The 14,260-nt window shown below is 44.7% G+C and carries 18 protein-coding genes and 2 pseudogenes; 16 read left to right on the forward strand and 4 right to left on the reverse strand.

Annotated elements, in window-relative coordinates; genetic code table 11:
• Nucleotides 1–249: 249 nt before the first annotated feature.
• Both V7728_RS06540 and spoIVCA read left to right on the forward strand, forming a co-directional pair.
• Nucleotides 250–428: pseudogene (locus tag V7728_RS06540) on the forward strand (hypothetical protein).
• A complete protein-coding gene (gene spoIVCA, locus V7728_RS06545; RefSeq protein ID WP_223252810.1) occupies nt 386–1,846 on the forward strand; it encodes a site-specific DNA recombinase SpoIVCA in 1,461 nt (486 codons plus the stop codon). The pseudogene V7728_RS06540 and the gene spoIVCA overlap by 43 nt, the downstream one beginning before the upstream one ends.
• 27 nt (nt 1,847–1,873) lie before the next feature.
• On the opposite strand, the pseudogene V7728_RS06550 reads toward spoIVCA, so the two are convergent.
• A pseudogene (locus V7728_RS06550) lies at nt 1,874–2,221 on the reverse strand (sigma-70 family RNA polymerase sigma factor); the annotation flags it as partial.
• Between the two features lie 459 nt (nt 2,222–2,680).
• Between V7728_RS06550 and V7728_RS06555 the strand changes: the two are divergent.
• Together V7728_RS06555 and V7728_RS06560 are read left to right on the forward strand one after the other, a co-directional pair.
• Nucleotides 2,681–3,937, forward strand: a complete 1,257-nt coding sequence (locus V7728_RS06555) for an MFS transporter (RefSeq protein WP_099566912.1) — start codon at nt 2,681–2,683, stop codon at nt 3,935–3,937.
• On the forward strand, nt 3,903–4,373 hold the full coding sequence (locus tag V7728_RS06560) for a GNAT family N-acetyltransferase (RefSeq protein WP_025285023.1): 471 nt from the start codon (nt 3,903–3,905) through the stop codon (nt 4,371–4,373). Before V7728_RS06555 ends, V7728_RS06560 begins: the two co-directional genes overlap by 35 nt.
• Before the next feature lie 15 nt (nt 4,374–4,388).
• Here V7728_RS06560 and V7728_RS06565 read toward each other — a convergent pair whose 3' ends face one another.
• Nucleotides 4,389–5,015 (reverse strand): TVP38/TMEM64 family protein, encoded by a 627-nt coding sequence (locus tag V7728_RS06565; protein ID WP_099566911.1) that lies wholly within the window; start codon nt 5,013–5,015, stop codon nt 4,389–4,391.
• 235 nt (nt 5,016–5,250) lie between these two features.
• Between V7728_RS06565 and V7728_RS06570 the strand changes: the two genes are divergently transcribed.
• The 3 genes from V7728_RS06570 (at nt 5,251) to V7728_RS06580 (ending at nt 6,996) form a co-directional block, all read left to right on the forward strand.
• Nucleotides 5,251–5,985 carry a polysaccharide deacetylase family protein gene (locus tag V7728_RS06570; RefSeq protein ID WP_015240250.1) on the forward strand — a complete coding sequence of 245 codons (735 nt, stop codon included), beginning with the start codon at nt 5,251–5,253 and terminating at the stop codon, nt 5,983–5,985.
• A 69-nt stretch (nt 5,986–6,054) separates the two neighbouring features.
• Nucleotides 6,055–6,786, forward strand: a complete 732-nt coding sequence (locus tag V7728_RS06575) for an SGNH/GDSL hydrolase family protein (protein ID WP_007408253.1) — start codon at nt 6,055–6,057, stop codon at nt 6,784–6,786.
• Between the two features lie 75 nt (nt 6,787–6,861).
• Nucleotides 6,862–6,996: a hypothetical protein gene (locus tag V7728_RS06580; protein ID WP_003152848.1), complete on the forward strand. Its 135-nt coding sequence runs from the start codon at nt 6,862–6,864 to the stop codon at nt 6,994–6,996.
• Between the two features lie 132 nt (nt 6,997–7,128).
• On the opposite strand, the gene V7728_RS06585 is transcribed toward V7728_RS06580, so the two are convergent.
• The gene (locus V7728_RS06585) at nt 7,129–7,269 is read right to left on the reverse strand and encodes a sporulation histidine kinase inhibitor Sda (RefSeq protein WP_003152850.1); all 141 of its coding nucleotides are present in this window, start codon (nt 7,267–7,269) and stop codon (nt 7,129–7,131) included.
• Nucleotides 7,270–7,626: 357 nt separating this feature from the next.
• Here V7728_RS06585 and V7728_RS06590 point away from each other — a divergent pair, with 357 nt between their 5' ends.
• The 8 genes from V7728_RS06590 to V7728_RS06625 are packed head-to-tail and all read left to right on the forward strand — an operon-like array spanning nt 7,627 to nt 12,632.
• Nucleotides 7,627–8,145 (forward strand): YqeG family HAD IIIA-type phosphatase, encoded by a 519-nt coding sequence (locus V7728_RS06590; RefSeq protein ID WP_007408254.1) that lies wholly within the window; start codon nt 7,627–7,629, stop codon nt 8,143–8,145.
• Between the two features lie 2 nt (nt 8,146–8,147).
• Nucleotides 8,148–9,248, forward strand: coding sequence for a ribosome biogenesis GTPase YqeH (gene yqeH / locus V7728_RS06595; protein WP_099566910.1), 1,101 nt, complete (start codon nt 8,148–8,150; stop codon nt 9,246–9,248).
• Between the two features lie 19 nt (nt 9,249–9,267).
• A complete protein-coding gene (gene aroE / locus V7728_RS06600; protein WP_059368084.1) occupies nt 9,268–10,110 on the forward strand; it encodes a shikimate dehydrogenase in 843 nt (280 codons plus the stop codon).
• Entirely contained in the window at nt 10,104–10,394 is a 291-nt protein-coding gene (yhbY, locus tag V7728_RS06605; RefSeq protein WP_007408257.1) for a ribosome assembly RNA-binding protein YhbY, read from the forward strand. Before aroE ends, yhbY begins: the two co-directional genes overlap by 7 nt.
• Before the next feature lie 10 nt (nt 10,395–10,404).
• Complete coding sequence (locus tag V7728_RS06610) at nt 10,405–10,974, forward strand: nicotinate-nucleotide adenylyltransferase (protein ID WP_007408258.1); 570 nt, start codon at nt 10,405–10,407, stop codon at nt 10,972–10,974.
• On the forward strand, nt 10,964–11,524 hold the full coding sequence (gene yqeK, locus V7728_RS06615) for a bis(5'-nucleosyl)-tetraphosphatase (symmetrical) YqeK (protein ID WP_014418422.1): 561 nt from the start codon (nt 10,964–10,966) through the stop codon (nt 11,522–11,524). Before V7728_RS06610 ends, yqeK begins: the two co-directional genes overlap by 11 nt.
• A 17-nt stretch (nt 11,525–11,541) precedes the next feature.
• Nucleotides 11,542–11,898, forward strand: a complete 357-nt coding sequence (gene rsfS / locus V7728_RS06620) for a ribosome silencing factor (RefSeq protein ID WP_007408260.1) — start codon at nt 11,542–11,544, stop codon at nt 11,896–11,898.
• Entirely contained in the window at nt 11,895–12,632 is a 738-nt protein-coding gene (locus V7728_RS06625) for a class I SAM-dependent DNA methyltransferase (protein WP_015417856.1), read from the forward strand. The genes rsfS and V7728_RS06625 overlap by 4 nt, the downstream gene beginning before the upstream one ends.
• 68 nt (nt 12,633–12,700) lie before the next feature.
• Here V7728_RS06625 and comER read toward each other — a convergent pair whose 3' ends face one another.
• Nucleotides 12,701–13,522: a late competence protein ComER gene (gene comER, locus V7728_RS06630; RefSeq protein ID WP_015240246.1), complete on the reverse strand. Its 822-nt coding sequence runs from the start codon at nt 13,520–13,522 to the stop codon at nt 12,701–12,703.
• A 58-nt stretch (nt 13,523–13,580) separates the two neighbouring features.
• Between comER and V7728_RS06635 the strand changes: the two genes are divergently transcribed.
• Nucleotides 13,581–14,195 (forward strand): helix-hairpin-helix domain-containing protein, encoded by a 615-nt coding sequence (locus V7728_RS06635; protein WP_032866693.1) that lies wholly within the window; start codon nt 13,581–13,583, stop codon nt 14,193–14,195.
• The last annotated feature ends 65 nt before the right edge of the window (nt 14,196–14,260 follow it).

The raw sequence follows: 14,260 nt of genomic DNA on the forward strand, positions 1-14,260 counted from the left end.
GCAATTTGGTTTCCTCTAGTGTGTTTCTGACTCTCGTAATGTTAATTTAACCACGATTAATTCTCTCCCATAGCATATTATTCTCCTTTAGGTCTATTATAATACAAGTTTCTTTAATAGAGTAAGTTATTTAACAAATAATGTATGTATTTTCCTAGGCTAATGATCCTTTAATGGAATACGCGTTGAAAATCACCTCATTAGGACAAACAGCTGTTACATAGCATTACCCAAGGGGTGATGCATTTTATGAAGGTAATTATCATCGAGGGACCGCAAGCTGACAAATGCATTAACGATTGCTATCATTATTTAATAAAACTTTATAGGAAGGAGATCCAGGGTGATAGCAATATATGTAAGGGTATCGACCGAGGAACAAGCGATCAAGGGATCGAGCATCGACAGCCAGATCGAGGCCTGCATAAAGAAAGCAGGGACTAAGGATGTGTTGAAATATGCCGATGAAGGATTTTCTGGTGAGCTTTTAGAACGTCCGGCTCTGAATCGTTTGAGGGAGGATGCAAGCAAAGGACTTATAAGTCAAGTCATTTGTTACGATCCTGACCGTCTTTCTCGGAAATTAATGAATCAGCTTATCATTGATGATGAACTACGAAAGCGAAACATACCCTTAATTTTTGTAAATGGTGAGTACGCCAATTCTCCAGAAGGTCAATTATTTTTCGCTATGCGTGGAGCAATCTCAGAATTTGAAAAAGCCAAAATTAAAGAACGAACATCAAGCGGCCGACTTCAAAAAATAAAAAAAGGTATGATCATTAAAGATTCCAAACTATATGGCTATAAATTTGTTAAAGAGAAAAGAACTCTTGAGATATTTGAAGAGGAAGCAAAAATCATTCGGATGATTTTCAACTATTTCACCGATCATAAAAGCCCTTTTTTCGGCAGAGTGAATGGGATTGCGCTACATTTAACCCAGATGGGGGTTAAAACAAAAAAAGACGCCAAAGTATGGCACAGGCAGGTTGTTCGACAGATATTAATGAACTCTTCTTATAAGGGTGAACATAAACAATATAAATATGACACAGAGGGTTCCTATGTTTCAAAACAGGCAGGGAACAAATCTATAATTAAAATAAGACCTGAAGAGGAGCAAATCACTATTGCAATTCCAGCGATTATTCCAACCGAACAATGGGATTATGCTCAAGAACTTTTAGGCCAAAGTAAAAGAAAACACTTGAGTATCAGTCCTCACAATTATTTGTTATCCGGCTTAGTTAGATGCGGGAAATGCGGAAACACCATGACAGGGAAGAAAAGAAAATCACATGGTAAAGACTACTATGTGTATACTTGCCGGAAAAATTATTCTGGAGCAAAGGACCGTGGCTGCGGAAAAGAAATGTCTGAGAATAAATTAAACAGGCATGTATGGAGTGAGATCTTTAATTTTATCACCAATCCGGAAAAGTATTCTGCTTTTAAAGAAGTTGAACAATCAAATCACCTGTATGATGAATTAGAGCTTATTCAAAAAGAAATAGAGAAAACAAAAAAAGGCCGCAAGCGTCTTTTAACGCTAATCAGCCTAAGCGATGACGATGATTTAGATATTGATGAAGTGAAAGTACAGATTATTGAGCTGCAAAAAAAACAAAATCAGCTTACTGGAAAGTGTAACGAAATTCAATCAAAAATGAAAGTCCTGGATGATACAAGCTCAAGTGAAAATGCTCTAAAGAGAGCAGTTGATTATTTTCAGTCTATAGGTGCAGAAAATCTAACCCTTGAAGATAAACAGACAATTGTTAACTTTATCGTGAAAGAGGTTTTAGTTGTGGATTCTGACACAGTATATATTGAAACTTATTAAAGAGGGGTGTATGCACCCCCCTTTTGTAATTACAATCTCATTTTCAATACATCGTGCAGCATATGTGGCAAGCTTCGTGCCTTTTCCGGCTGAGTAGCTTTCAATTCCTTTAATCAGCCCGATTGTACCGATGGAGATCAGATCTTCTGCGTCCTCTCCCGTGTTTTCGAATTTTTTCACAATATGGGCGACTAAACGGAGATTGTGTTCGATCAGCATGTTGCGGGCGTGTTCATCTCCTTCAGCCATAAGGTCTAAGTATTTTTTCTCCTCACTATTTGAGAGCGGTTGTGGAAAGGCATTATTTTTCACGTATGATACTAAAAACACGAGTTCTTTCACAATAAACCCGAGCGCTGCAAAAACACCTGTCACCATCCTCACCTCCACAAAGTTATGTAGGCAAAAGCCTATATGTAACTGTATGTGGCAGTCAGGCTGTTTGTGTCTGTACAGGGAAATTAATCAAAGGCAGGTTTTATTTCTTACAGCCTCTTGATTTTTGCTGATTGAGCCTGTATATTGTTAAAAAAAGTAAGGGTGAAAACAATATAACCGAAAAGCGCTGAAGAGACGAGTAGACAGATATCATTCATGACAGAGAGCTCCGGGAGCTGTGAAGGAGTATGAATGGATGTGTTGAAGCAAACCTCTTAGCTTCGCATCGGAATCATGCAACACGAGGATGATGCGGCGGATACTCCTGTTACCGAGTAAGCTTTGTACCCGGCTTAGGCCGGCACCAAACCGAATTGAGGTGGCATAGCGGGCTGTTTCCCGTCCTCAAGACTTTATTGTCTTGAGGGCGTTTTTTATTTTTAAGGGAGGGATAAGATGAAAAACCTGAAGTCTTGGCGGTACCCGATGCTTCTGTTAACCGGAATCGGGATAGCAAATATTGGTGAATGGATTTATTTTTTGTCTCTTAATCTTATTGTTTTAAAAGAAACGGAGTCTGCTTTTGCGGTTTCCATTCTTTATTTAATCAGGCCTGCGGCTGTTTTGATGACAAATGGGTGGGCGGGCAGCATCATCGACCGGTGTAACAAACGGAATATGATGATGTCGCTTGATTTCATCCGGGCTGCATTCATTGCCGTTCTGCCGCTGATGTTTACTGTACGGTCTTTGTTTTCCGTTTATAGTATCGTGTTTTTGATTCAAATGGCCAATGCGATGTTTCGTCCGAGTTCCATGGCGTATGTGACGATGCTTATTCCGGCTGAAAGGAGAAAACGATTCAATTCACTAAGGGCTTTGTCGGAATCAGGGGCTTTTCTCCTCGGGCCGGCTGCGGCCGGGCTGCTTTTTATCGCCGGCACGCCGATTTTTGCGATTTGGGTGAATGCGGGGGCTTTAGTGCTGTCCGGTTTCATCACGATGATGCTGCCGAACCTTGAAAATGAGCCTCACGTACATTCTCCCAGACAGAAGCTTTCTTTGGCAGTGTGCAAAGAAGATTGGAAGCTCGTCTATCGCTTCAGCCGAACGGCGCGAAACGTCATGATCATTTATTTTTTATTCAGTCTGGTCATGACCGTTATGCCATCAGCGCTTGATTCGCTTGAAGCCGCTTTTGCAAAAGAGGTTCTTCAGCTGACTGATGCCGATTACGGTTTTCTCGTCAGTGTCTCAGGGGCAGGCATTATCGCGGGGGCGCTTGTCAATGTGTTCTTTAATAAAAAAATGCCGGCTTCTTTATTGATGGGAATGGGCTCTTTATTCACAGCGGCCGGATATATGATTTATGCGTTTTCTGACGTTTTTTGGACGGCTGCTTTCGGATTTTTCCTTCTCGCTTTTTTTCTGGCGTTTGCCAATACAGGCTTTCTGACGTTTTATCAAAAGAATGTTCCGGTGGACATCATGGGGAGAGTGGGGAGCTTTTATTCATTAATCGAAGCCGTCTTCGTTATAGTAGTAACGGCGGTATTCGGAGCGGCTTCTGTCAGTTCTTCTGTCCGCGGCATCGTCATCGCAGGCGCTGCTGTTATGCTGGCGTTGGCAGCCGTTTTATGCTCGTTCTTATTTGCGGCCGCAAAAAGGAGGACTCCTGATGTATTTCAAGCGGATCAATTTAAACAAACATAAAGAGACGGCCGTTTCATTTCGTGAGGATTCGTTTTTCGTCAGCTTTGGCACGGCGGATCATTTTAATAAGGATGAATATCTCAGGTGGCTGTCATCCCAAATCAAATGCTTTCCCGACGGTTTTATGCCGCTTTTTCATAACGGGCAGCCGATCGGACAGCTTGAAGCTTCCATCAAATTTTACCGCAGCCAAAAAATCGGTTATGTGCACCTTTACTATATGACTGAGCAGCAGAGGGGAAGGGGTTGCGGAACGAAACTGCATCAATACGTGAGGCAGTTTTTCAGAGCGAACGGTGTTTCGGAATATCACCTGAGAGTTTCGCCGGGCAATGAAGAGGCTCTGTCATTTTACAGAAAGAAAAACATGGAAGTGATCGGTTCAGAATGTAACGGAAAAGTTCTCAGAATGAGAGGAGCCGTACCGCCGGAATAGGGGGCGGTACGCGCTTCATTTTTTCGTTGTTTTTAAAAGGCCGGGAAACTTCTTATAAATGACCGCCATTAAGATGAGCATATACATTCCGTAAATCCCGAAAGACAGCAGTTTGTTGCTTGTAAATGAAGCGCCTGCGACGGTCACGATCACAATGTTCGGAATTTTGCCGAGCACCGACGCAGAAAAAAAGATCGGCCATCGGATATTACTCAGCCCGCAGACGGTATTCATGGCAAGCGACGGTATAATCGGAATCAGCCGCCCGAAAAGCACCGCCGTAAAAGCGTGCTGATGAAATGAATCTTCATATTGGGCCGCTGCCGGGTAAGCCAGCAGCTTTTTTCTGGCCCAGTCTCTGAATCCGTACCGGACGAGAAAAAACAATGCCATTGTTCCGAGCATCGCGCCTGACAATGTAATCCACACCCCGTTTACAATCCCGAAAACCGCTCCGTTTAAGGCCGCGATAATGGCGAATGGAACGATCGGAAAAAATACGTCAGCTGCGACCAGAAGGATACTCATAAGCACGGCGTACATGCCGCCCGCGCGAATCATGCTGAGCCAGACGTCTTTTTGCATAAAGCCGATCATCACGACAGCAATGATGACGGCAAGACTGAATCCCTTTTTTATCATCTGCACGTTCACCTCTTTTCAATTAGTATACAGCACAAATCTATCTCCTTCTATTAAAATAAGCTGTCCGATAAGCGTACTTGTTTATCAGCATTTGCCGTTTGATGAGAAACGGCTGGCACCCGGATTTGGACAAAAACAAGCGGGAAGCGGGTGATGTGCATCATTTGATGCAGAGAATGATTTTTTATAAAAGGGGACACGTTAACAGTAGTGTTTACTGGAGGTGTAAACGTTGAGATGCTTTCATCTGATCATCATGATATGCGTCCTCACGAGTCTCACTGCCGTGTCCGCCGAGGCGAAATCTTTAAAAAGAAGTGACATGGAGAAGACGGGAAACGTGTACTGGGATATAAGGTCTGAAAAAAAGAAACTATCTTTAACCTTCGATGACGGCCCCCATCCTGTCTATACGGAGGCTGTGTTAGACGTGTTGAAACAGCACAATGTTAAAGCAACCTTTTTTTGTGTCGGGAGCCGTATAGATAAATACCCCATAACGGCAAAACGCATCGTTGAAGAAGGGCATGAAATCGGCAACCATACGATGAACCATGTTTATTTTCACCGACTGAAACGCAAAGACATTTTACAAGAGCTTCACAGCTCAGCGCATCATATTACATCGCTGCAGCCGGAAGGGGACAAGTTATTCCGCCCGCCGGGAGGGTCGCTGAATCATACGGCTTTCAAAAGCATCTTAAAAGAGGGCTATCATATCATCATGTGGTCATGGAACCAAGATCCGAGGGACTGGAAAAGGCCTGGGAAAGGAAAAATCGTCAGGCACGTTGTTTCACATGCCAGAGATGGAGATATCGTTCTTCTGCATGACGGCGGAGGAAACCGGCGCCAGACGGTTGAGGCTTTGAAAGAAATCATTCCCAAGCTGAAAAAGCAGGGCTACACGTTTGTTAAGGTTTCGGATTTGATCGGACAGGATTCCGGTCCTTTTCATATCCAGTAAAGAGAGCGCCGCGTTGAAAGCCGCCAAAGAGATGTGTACCATAGGAGGTAAGGTTTGGGGGGAGAGAAAATGAAGTTTGCTGTTCTTTTTATTACGATAATCTGTCTGTTATCAGGATGCGCCGCGGGCAAAGAAAAAAGTGTTGTCGCGTTCGGCGACAGCAATACGCGCGGTTCCAACTGGGATTATCGTGATTATCCGAAGGCGCAGCAGTGGGTAAACATTTTAAAAACAGCGGAACGCGGCCGTCTTACAGTTATAAATGCGGGAATAGGCGGCCAGACGACTGAGGATGCGCGCCTGCGTTTTCAAAGCGACGTGCTGGACCGTAAGCCCCAATATTTATTTATCATGTTCGGAACAAATGATGCGGGCATTTTGACGGGCGATCAGCCGCGGGTATCAAAGAAACGGTTTAAAGAAAACCTGACTTATTTCATAAACGAAAGCAGAAATCACGGCATAAAGCCGATTTTAATGACGTGCATCCCGGTTATAGAAGGAAACGGAACGCATCATCTCTATTACTATTCGAGATATAAAGCCTCAGCCTTTAAAGAAAAAGGCGGCGCGAGAAAATGGCATAATTCCTATAACGGCGTTACGAGGCAGGTTGCAGCTGAGTTGAAAGTGCCGCTGGTGGATAACTGGAAACACTTTATACGCGCGGACGGCGGCAAAGATACAGACCGGGCGCTGATCCAATCCGGACTGATAGATCCCTCCGGAAATCATATGACGCCAAAAGGCGCCAGAATCTTAATTGAAGGCATAAAAAATGGGCGGGTTTTGGAACGCTGACGCCGTCAGCTGCCTAAACCGTTTTGCTTCTGATTCATAGGCTGTAGAAAAAACATCTTTTTGGAGGCGATTGCTATGAACCGCGGTTTCCCTCCGCAATATCCTGTATGCCCGCCTCCTCGGGTGAATGCGGGGTACTGGTACGCATTTTTTGTTGTGCTGCTCGTCGTCATTCTCGTCCTGGGCGGTCTGTATTGGTTCAATATATAGCAGCCGTCCTCTTAAACACCTCTATTTTAGGGGTGTTTTTTGTTGAAAGTGGTAGTAATGCGCATAACCGAAGTGATATAATATCAGTCATCTGAGTAAAAAAAGGAAATTCGCCCGGGAATTTTTTTCTGTTTAAGAAGAAACGGAAATAATGTGTCCGAGCGATCTTCTTTTGATTTCGTTTTCAATTAACTCGATAAATTCACGGCTCAAATTCATTTCATTGGCTTTGAAATAAGATTCTATTAGTAATTCATCAGAAAGCTTTCTCATGCCGGGGACCCAATTAATGGGAGTGGCACCTCCTTATAATTGTAATCAATCATCAGACGCAAGCATATGATGGAAGGTTGCGTTTCAATCATGGTGAGGTTATCTTTAATCTACCATGAAATACAAATAAGAACAATCGTTCTGTTATCCACACTCGTAAGTGGATAACTTGTTAGTATCTTGTTTATAATTTGGATAAATCCGGATGTAATAAGAGTGGATAATGTGTGTAATTTTATCCACAACTGGTGAAGAAACCCAATTTTTGTCGAAATTTTTTTACTGAGTCCGACTTTGTTTTTAAATCTGACAGGTTTCGACATATAGATGATAGAAAGAAAAGGAAGGGTGCGGGTTTTGTTAAAAAAGTTTTTTTTACCTGACGAATTTGTGAAAAATATATTTCATATCACACCGGAAAAGCTCAAAGAACGCAATGTGAAAGGGATTATTACAGACCTTGACAACACGCTTGTGGAGTGGGACAGACCGAGTGCGACACCTCGATTAATCGAGTGGTTTGAAGAAATGAAGGAGCACGGCATTAAAGTCACGATCGTCTCCAATAATAATGAACGAAGAGTGAAATTATTCTCGGAGCCGCTTGGCATACCGTTTATTTATAAGGCAAGAAAACCGATGGGACGCGCCTTTAAAAGAGCCGTCAGCAGCATGGATCTGAAAAAAGAAGACTGTGTGGTCATCGGCGATCAGCTGCTTACTGATGTTCTCGGCGGAAACAGAAACGGGTATCATACGATCCTCGTCGTGCCTGTCGCTTCCTCTGACGGAGTCATGACGCGCTTTAACCGCCGGATTGAACGGAGAATATTGAGTTCTTTGAAACGTAAAGGCCATATTCAGTGGGAGGATTAGAAATGGAAAAGGTTGTTTGCATCGGCTGCGGAGTAACGATCCAGACCGAGAATAAACAAGGTCTCGGATACGCGCCAAAGGCATCGCTCACGAAAGAGAATGTCATCTGCCAGCGCTGCTTCAGACTGAAAAATTACAATGAAATTCAAGATGTTTCATTAACGGATGATGACTTTTTAAATATCTTGCACACAATCGGCGATACTGACTCTCTTATTGTCAAAGTCGTTGATATTTTTGATTTTAACGGAAGCTGGATAAACGGGCTGAACCGCTTTGTCGGCGGTAATCCGATCATTCTTGTCGGTAATAAGGCCGATATCCTGCCGAAATCCGTAAAACGGGAACGGCTCGTTCAATGGATGAAACGCGAAGCGAAAGAATACGGCTTAAAACCCCTTGATGTCTTTTTAATCAGCGCTTCCCGCGGACAAGGGATGAAGGAAGTCATTGACGCCATTGAACATTATCGCGAAGGGCGCGATGTGTATGTGGTGGGCTGTACCAATGTCGGCAAATCCACATTTATCAACCGGATTATTAAAGAGGTCTCAGGGGAAGAGAATATTATTACCACCTCTCAATTTCCGGGCACGACGCTTGACGCGATTGAAATCCCGCTCGATGACGGATCTGCGCTTTACGATACGCCGGGAATCATTAACCATCACCAGATGGCGCATTACGTGGACAAGCGTGACTTAAAGGTGCTGACACCGAAAAAAGAACTGAAGCCGCGCACTTTTCAGCTGAATGAAAAACAAACGCTTTATTTCGGCGGGCTTGCCCGGTTTGACTATGTATCAGGCGATAAAACGGCGTTTGTCTGCTATATGCCGAATGAATTGATGATTCACAGAACAAAGCTTGAAAATGCTGATGCCTTATACGAAAAGCATGCGGGAGAACTGCTTACCCCGCCCGGAAAAGATCATTTGGATGAATTTCCGGAGCTTACGCCCCACACGTTTACGATTAAAGAAGGAAAGACGGATATCGTTTTTTCCGGTCTCGGCTGGGTCACGGTGCAGCAAGCAGATAAAAAAATAACGGCATACGCTCCGAAAGGCGTACACGTATTTGTCCGCCGTTCATTAATATAGAGAGAAGGGGAGAGGGAGCATGAAACAATTGTACGGAGTAATCGGTAATCCGATCGGGCATTCAATGTCACCCGATATTCATAACGCGGCTTTGCAAGATAAGAACATCAACGGGCAGTATTTTGCGTTTCAGGTGGAACCTCATCATCTCAAGGACGCCGTTAACGGAATCAAGGCGCTTGGCATCTGCGGAGTGAACGTCACAGTCCCGCATAAAGTCGCGATCATGGAGCATCTGGATGAAATACATGAAAGCGCGAAAGTACTCGGGGCCGTAAATACCGTCAAAAGAGAGGGAGACAGGCTCATCGGGTATAATACTGACGGAGATGGGTTTTATAAATCCTTAGTCAAAGTATTGGACAAACCGATATCAGAGCTCTCCATCCTCATGATTGGGGCGGGAGGAGCGGCAAGAGCGATTTTTACGACGATCGTCCGCGGAGAGCCGAAACAATTTGACGTTTGCAACCGCACGCCGGAAAAAGCGGAAAGCCTGATTGCGGCTGCTCCCTCTTTTCAGCAGAAACGCGCCCTTACTTTAAAAGAAGCTGAAAATCAGCTTGAACAATATGACGTCATTATTCATACAACATCTGTCGGCATGTATCCGAAAACGGATGCCGTGCCGCTCTCATTGGAACGGGCCAAAACGGGCGCCATCGTTTGTGATATCGTATACAACCCGATTCAAACGGCGTTCTTAAAAGAAGCTGAAAAAAGAGGTTTAACAACCCTTGACGGTGTCGGCATGTTTGTGGAACAGGCCGCACTGTCTTTCAAGCTGTGGACGGAACAAGAGCCTGACAGCGGCTTAATGAGAGCGATTGTTGAAGGAAAACTAGGAGGAACACAATGTTAACAGGAAAACAAAAACGGTTTTTGCGTTCAAAAGCGCATCATTTAACGCCTATTTTTCAAGTGGGAAAAGGCGGAGTCAACGAAAACATGGTGAAACAGATTGCCGAGGCTTTAGAAGCAAGAGAGCTGATTAAAGTCAGCGTGCTTCAAAACTGCGAAGACGATAAAAATGATGTCGCAGAAGCCCTTGTGAAAGGCACCCGCTCACAATTGGTGCAGACGATCGGAAATACGATCGTACTGTATAAGGAATCAAAGGAAAATAAACAAATCGAGCTTCCGTAAGGTGGTTGACATGAAGAAAATCGGAATATTCGGGGGCACATTTGACCCTCCGCACAACGGACATCTTCTGATGGCTAATGAAGTCCTTCATCAGGCGGAGCTCGATGAGATTTGGTTTATGCCCAATAAAATCCCTCCGCATAAGCAGAATGAAGACTTTACAGACAGCCGGCACCGGGTGGAGATGCTGAAGCTTGCCATCAGCTCTAATTCCGGCTTTAAGCTTGAGCTTGCGGAAATGGACCGGAAAGGCCCTTCTTATACCTATGATACCGTCCGTTTACTGAAGGAGCGGCACCCGAACGACAAGCTTTTCTTTATTATCGGGGCGGATATGATTGAATATCTGCCGAAATGGTACAAACTGGACGAACTGCTCACGCTCATTCAATTTATCGGAGTGCGGCGCCCGGGGTATCATATTGAGACCCCGTACCCGCTGCTTTTTGCCGACGTTCCGGAATTTGACGTTTCGTCAACGATGCTGAGAGAACGTCTCAAAGCAAAAAAGCCGACGCAATACTTAATGCCGGATAAAGTGAGGCAGTATATAGAGGAGAATGATTTATATGAATCGTGAGGAAGCACTTGCCTGCGTCAAAGAACAGCTGACCGAGCATCGCTACATCCACACAATCGGCGTGACAGATACGGCGGTTATTCTCGCAGGCCGGTTCGGAGCAGACCCGAAAAAAGCAGAAATGGCTGCTATTTTTCATGATTATGCGAAATTCCGGCCGAAAGAAGAAATGAAGCAGATCATCGTGCGGGAAAAAATGCCGGCTGAGCTCTTGGATTACAATGCCGAGCTGTGGCATGCCCCTGTGGGAGCGTATTTGGCTGAGAAAGAAGCGGGGATCACTGATCCTGAGATCTTGGATGCAATCCGCTATCACACGTCAGGGCGTCCCGGAATGACCCTTTTAGACAAAGTCATTTACGTTGCGGATTACATTGAACCCGGACGCCATTTCCCCGGAGTGGAAGAGGTGCGCCGTCTGGCGGAAACAGATCTGAACGAAGCGCTCATACAAGCAATGAAAAATACAATGATATTTCTGATGAAAAAAAACCAGCCGGTCTTTCCGGAGACGTTTGCAACCTATAATTGGCTGGTGTCTCAAAATTGACAGGAGGAATTTAAAGAATGAATCAAGCTTCCGTATTAAAAATCGCGGCAAAAGCATGCGACGATAAACGTGCAGAAGATATTTTAGCGCTGGACATGGAAGGAATCTCACTTATAGCGGATTACTTTTTAATCTGCCACGGGAATTCTGATAAGCAGGTTCAGGCAATTGCGCGTGAAATTAAAGATCAGGCAGAAGAAAACGGCATTGATGTCAAAAAGATGGAAGGGTTTGATGAGGCCCGCTGGATTTTAGTTGATCTCGGCGACGTCATTGTCCACGTTTTCCATAAAGATGAAAGAAGCTACTACAATCTTGAAAAGCTATGGGGCGACGCGCCGCTCGCAGAGCTTGAACTCGGCTTGAACTCATGATTTACCAAGGCTTCGCCGGCGTATATGACGAGTTAATGTCACATGCGCCGTATGATGAATGGGCGGGCTGGATCGAAGCGTCTCTTCCGGAAAAGGGAAGGGTGCTTGATCTTGCCTGCGGAACCGGAGAAATATCCATCAGGCTTGCTGAAAAAGGCTGCGAAGTCACGGGGATTGATTTGAGTGAAGATATGCTGAGCTGTGCCCAGCAGAAAAAAACGGGAAAGCCGATTCTTTTTCTCCAGCAGGATATGAGAGAGCTTTCCGGTTTTGAAGAACAGTTTGATGCCGTTGTCATCTGCTGTGATTCCCTAAATTACTTAAAAACGAAAAATGATGTCTTAAGCACCTTCAAAAGTGTTTTTCAAGTTTTGAAGGAGGGCGGCCTGCTTCTGTTTGACGTCCATTCCCCATTTAAAATGACGGAGCTTTTTCCGGACAGCACCCATGCGGATCAGGATGAGCAGATCAGCTATATCTGGCAAAGCTTTGCCGGCGATGAAGAGCTTTCTGTCATCCATGATATGTCTTTTTTCGTATGGAACGGACAATCTTATGACCGCTATGACGAGACGCATGAGCAAAAAACATTTTACATTGAAGAATATGAACAAATGCTTGCAGAGACCGGATTTGAACTGAAGAAAGTGACGGCTGATTTTACAGACCGGCCTCCTTCAACAGAGTCTGAACGTCTTTTCTTTACGGCAGGCAAACCAAAAACCATCGTTTAAACGGAACGATGGTTTTTAAAATGCATTTTTTGCGATTGGCGCGATAAAGCTCTTTATGGCATACTCATTTACACGTGAAATTGCTTCTTCACTAACGATATATCTTCATCGTATTTGTCATGTGTACGCTGAAAGACACGGTTGAACATATCCTGAACACCGCTTTCGAGAGCCTTCAGTCCTTCTCCGGTGACGCCGCCTTTTACGCATACTTTTTCCTGCAAGGCGGGAAGCGTGTAATGCCCTGTTTCCAGAAGCTTTCCGAGACCGACAAGCATTTCCGTCGACATTATCACGGCTTCTTCTTTGGTGATGTCCGTTTCTTCCACTGCCGCGTCAATAAAGCGCTGAACGAGATAACTCATAAAAGCGGGCCCGCAGCTGACAATGTCTGACGCCGCTCTTGTAATGCCGCTGCTGATTTCCACAGGTTTTGAAATATGAGTGAACAGCGTTTGAATATCCGCTTTTGCAGCCTCGCTGCAGCTTTTGCCGAACGTAACAAGCGAGACGCCGGCCAAGGCGCGGTTCGTAATGCTCGGAATGACGCGGGCCGTCTGACACGGAACCGTATGTTCAATCTGATCCGTCTGAACGGGACTGGTAATGGAGATTAAAATGTGATCTTTCCGTAAATGCGGTGTGAGTTTCTTCAGCAAAGGATATATATCCAGCGGTTTTACACAAATGAATATTATTTCATTATCCTGTACGAGCTTTTCCTGATCCTCGGTGACATGGATGCCGCTGAAACGTTCTTTTAGTTTTAATGCTTTTTCGATTGTTCTGTTTGTGATGGTGATATGTGAGGGATCGGCAGCGTTTGATTCGATAAACGATTCAATCAGGATCGTTCCCATGTTTCCGGTGCCGATAAAGCCTATTTTCAATGAATTCCCCTCCTTTTTCCCTTAATCCTCTAAACCTTATGCGGGGAGGCAATGCAATATGACGAAAGCGATGATGACGGAGCGGCTGCGGCGGAACCTGAAAATTCTGGGCGCTTGTCTTGCGGCAGGGGCGGTTTTTATCTGTATTTGGCTGTTTCGTTCTGACAAGGAAGAGCCGGTCAAACAGCAGTCCGTGCTCGGCCAAACAGCCTCAGCATCCGTCGCGGACAAAAAAGACACCGCAGCCGACAAGATTATGATTGATGTGAAAGGCGCGGTCCGAAATCCCGGCGTATATGAAATGAAAGCGGGAGACAGGGTGACGCAAGCCATTGAAAAAGCCGGCGGCCTGAAGAAAAAGGCGGATGAATTGAATGTTAATTTAGCAGAGCAGCTGCAGGACGGGACGATTGTTTATATTCCGAGTGAAGGCGAAGAGGAGAATCGCCCGAAAACAGCGGCGGGTGAAAAGGAGAATGCAGCTGTCAATATCAATACGGCATCTCTGGACGAACTTCAGGCAATTTCCGGGGTGGGGCAGAAAAAAGCGGAAGCGATTATCGCCTACCGAGAAGAAAACGGACGGTTTCAGACTGCTGAAGATTTGATGAATGTATCAGGCTTTGGAGAGAAGTCATTTGAGCGGATAAAAACTTCCATTACGGTAAAGTGAATTGACGGTTTTGCTTAAATCTATGTAAACTTAGAAAAGCAACAAGACTTTTTGGAGGGAACACT

It is taken from the genome of Bacillus sp. JHAA (assembly GCF_036961585.1).
GTDB lineage: Bacteria > Bacillota > Bacilli > Bacillales > Bacillaceae > Bacillus > Bacillus velezensis.

What these genes read in the sequence shown, in the direction of transcription:
- V7728_RS06555 (WP_099566912.1), top strand. Translation starts at nt 2,681, where the DNA reads ATGAAAAACCTGAAGTCTTGGCGGTACCCGATGCTTCTGTTAACCGGA.
- V7728_RS06560 (WP_025285023.1), top strand. Translation starts at nt 3,903, where the DNA reads ATGTATTTCAAGCGGATCAATTTAAACAAACATAAAGAGACGGCCGTT.
- V7728_RS06565 (WP_099566911.1), bottom strand. Translation starts at nt 5,015, where the DNA reads ATGATAAAAAAGGGATTCAGTCTTGCCGTCATCATTGCTGTCGTGATG.
- V7728_RS06575 (WP_007408253.1), top strand. Translation starts at nt 6,055, where the DNA reads ATGAAGTTTGCTGTTCTTTTTATTACGATAATCTGTCTGTTATCAGGA.
- V7728_RS06580 (WP_003152848.1), top strand. Translation starts at nt 6,862, where the DNA reads ATGAACCGCGGTTTCCCTCCGCAATATCCTGTATGCCCGCCTCCTCGG.
- V7728_RS06585 (WP_003152850.1), bottom strand. Translation starts at nt 7,269, where the DNA reads ATGAGAAAGCTTTCTGATGAATTACTAATAGAATCTTATTTCAAAGCC.
- yqeH (WP_099566910.1), top strand. Translation starts at nt 8,148, where the DNA reads ATGGAAAAGGTTGTTTGCATCGGCTGCGGAGTAACGATCCAGACCGAG.
- aroE (WP_059368084.1), top strand. Translation starts at nt 9,268, where the DNA reads ATGAAACAATTGTACGGAGTAATCGGTAATCCGATCGGGCATTCAATG.
- yhbY (WP_007408257.1), top strand. Translation starts at nt 10,104, where the DNA reads ATGTTAACAGGAAAACAAAAACGGTTTTTGCGTTCAAAAGCGCATCAT.
- V7728_RS06610 (WP_007408258.1), top strand. Translation starts at nt 10,405, where the DNA reads ATGAAGAAAATCGGAATATTCGGGGGCACATTTGACCCTCCGCACAAC.
- yqeK (WP_014418422.1), top strand. Translation starts at nt 10,964, where the DNA reads ATGAATCGTGAGGAAGCACTTGCCTGCGTCAAAGAACAGCTGACCGAG.
- rsfS (WP_007408260.1), top strand. Translation starts at nt 11,542, where the DNA reads ATGAATCAAGCTTCCGTATTAAAAATCGCGGCAAAAGCATGCGACGAT.
- V7728_RS06625 (WP_015417856.1), top strand. Translation starts at nt 11,895, where the DNA reads ATGATTTACCAAGGCTTCGCCGGCGTATATGACGAGTTAATGTCACAT.
- V7728_RS06635 (WP_032866693.1), top strand. Translation starts at nt 13,581, where the DNA reads ATGACGAAAGCGATGATGACGGAGCGGCTGCGGCGGAACCTGAAAATT.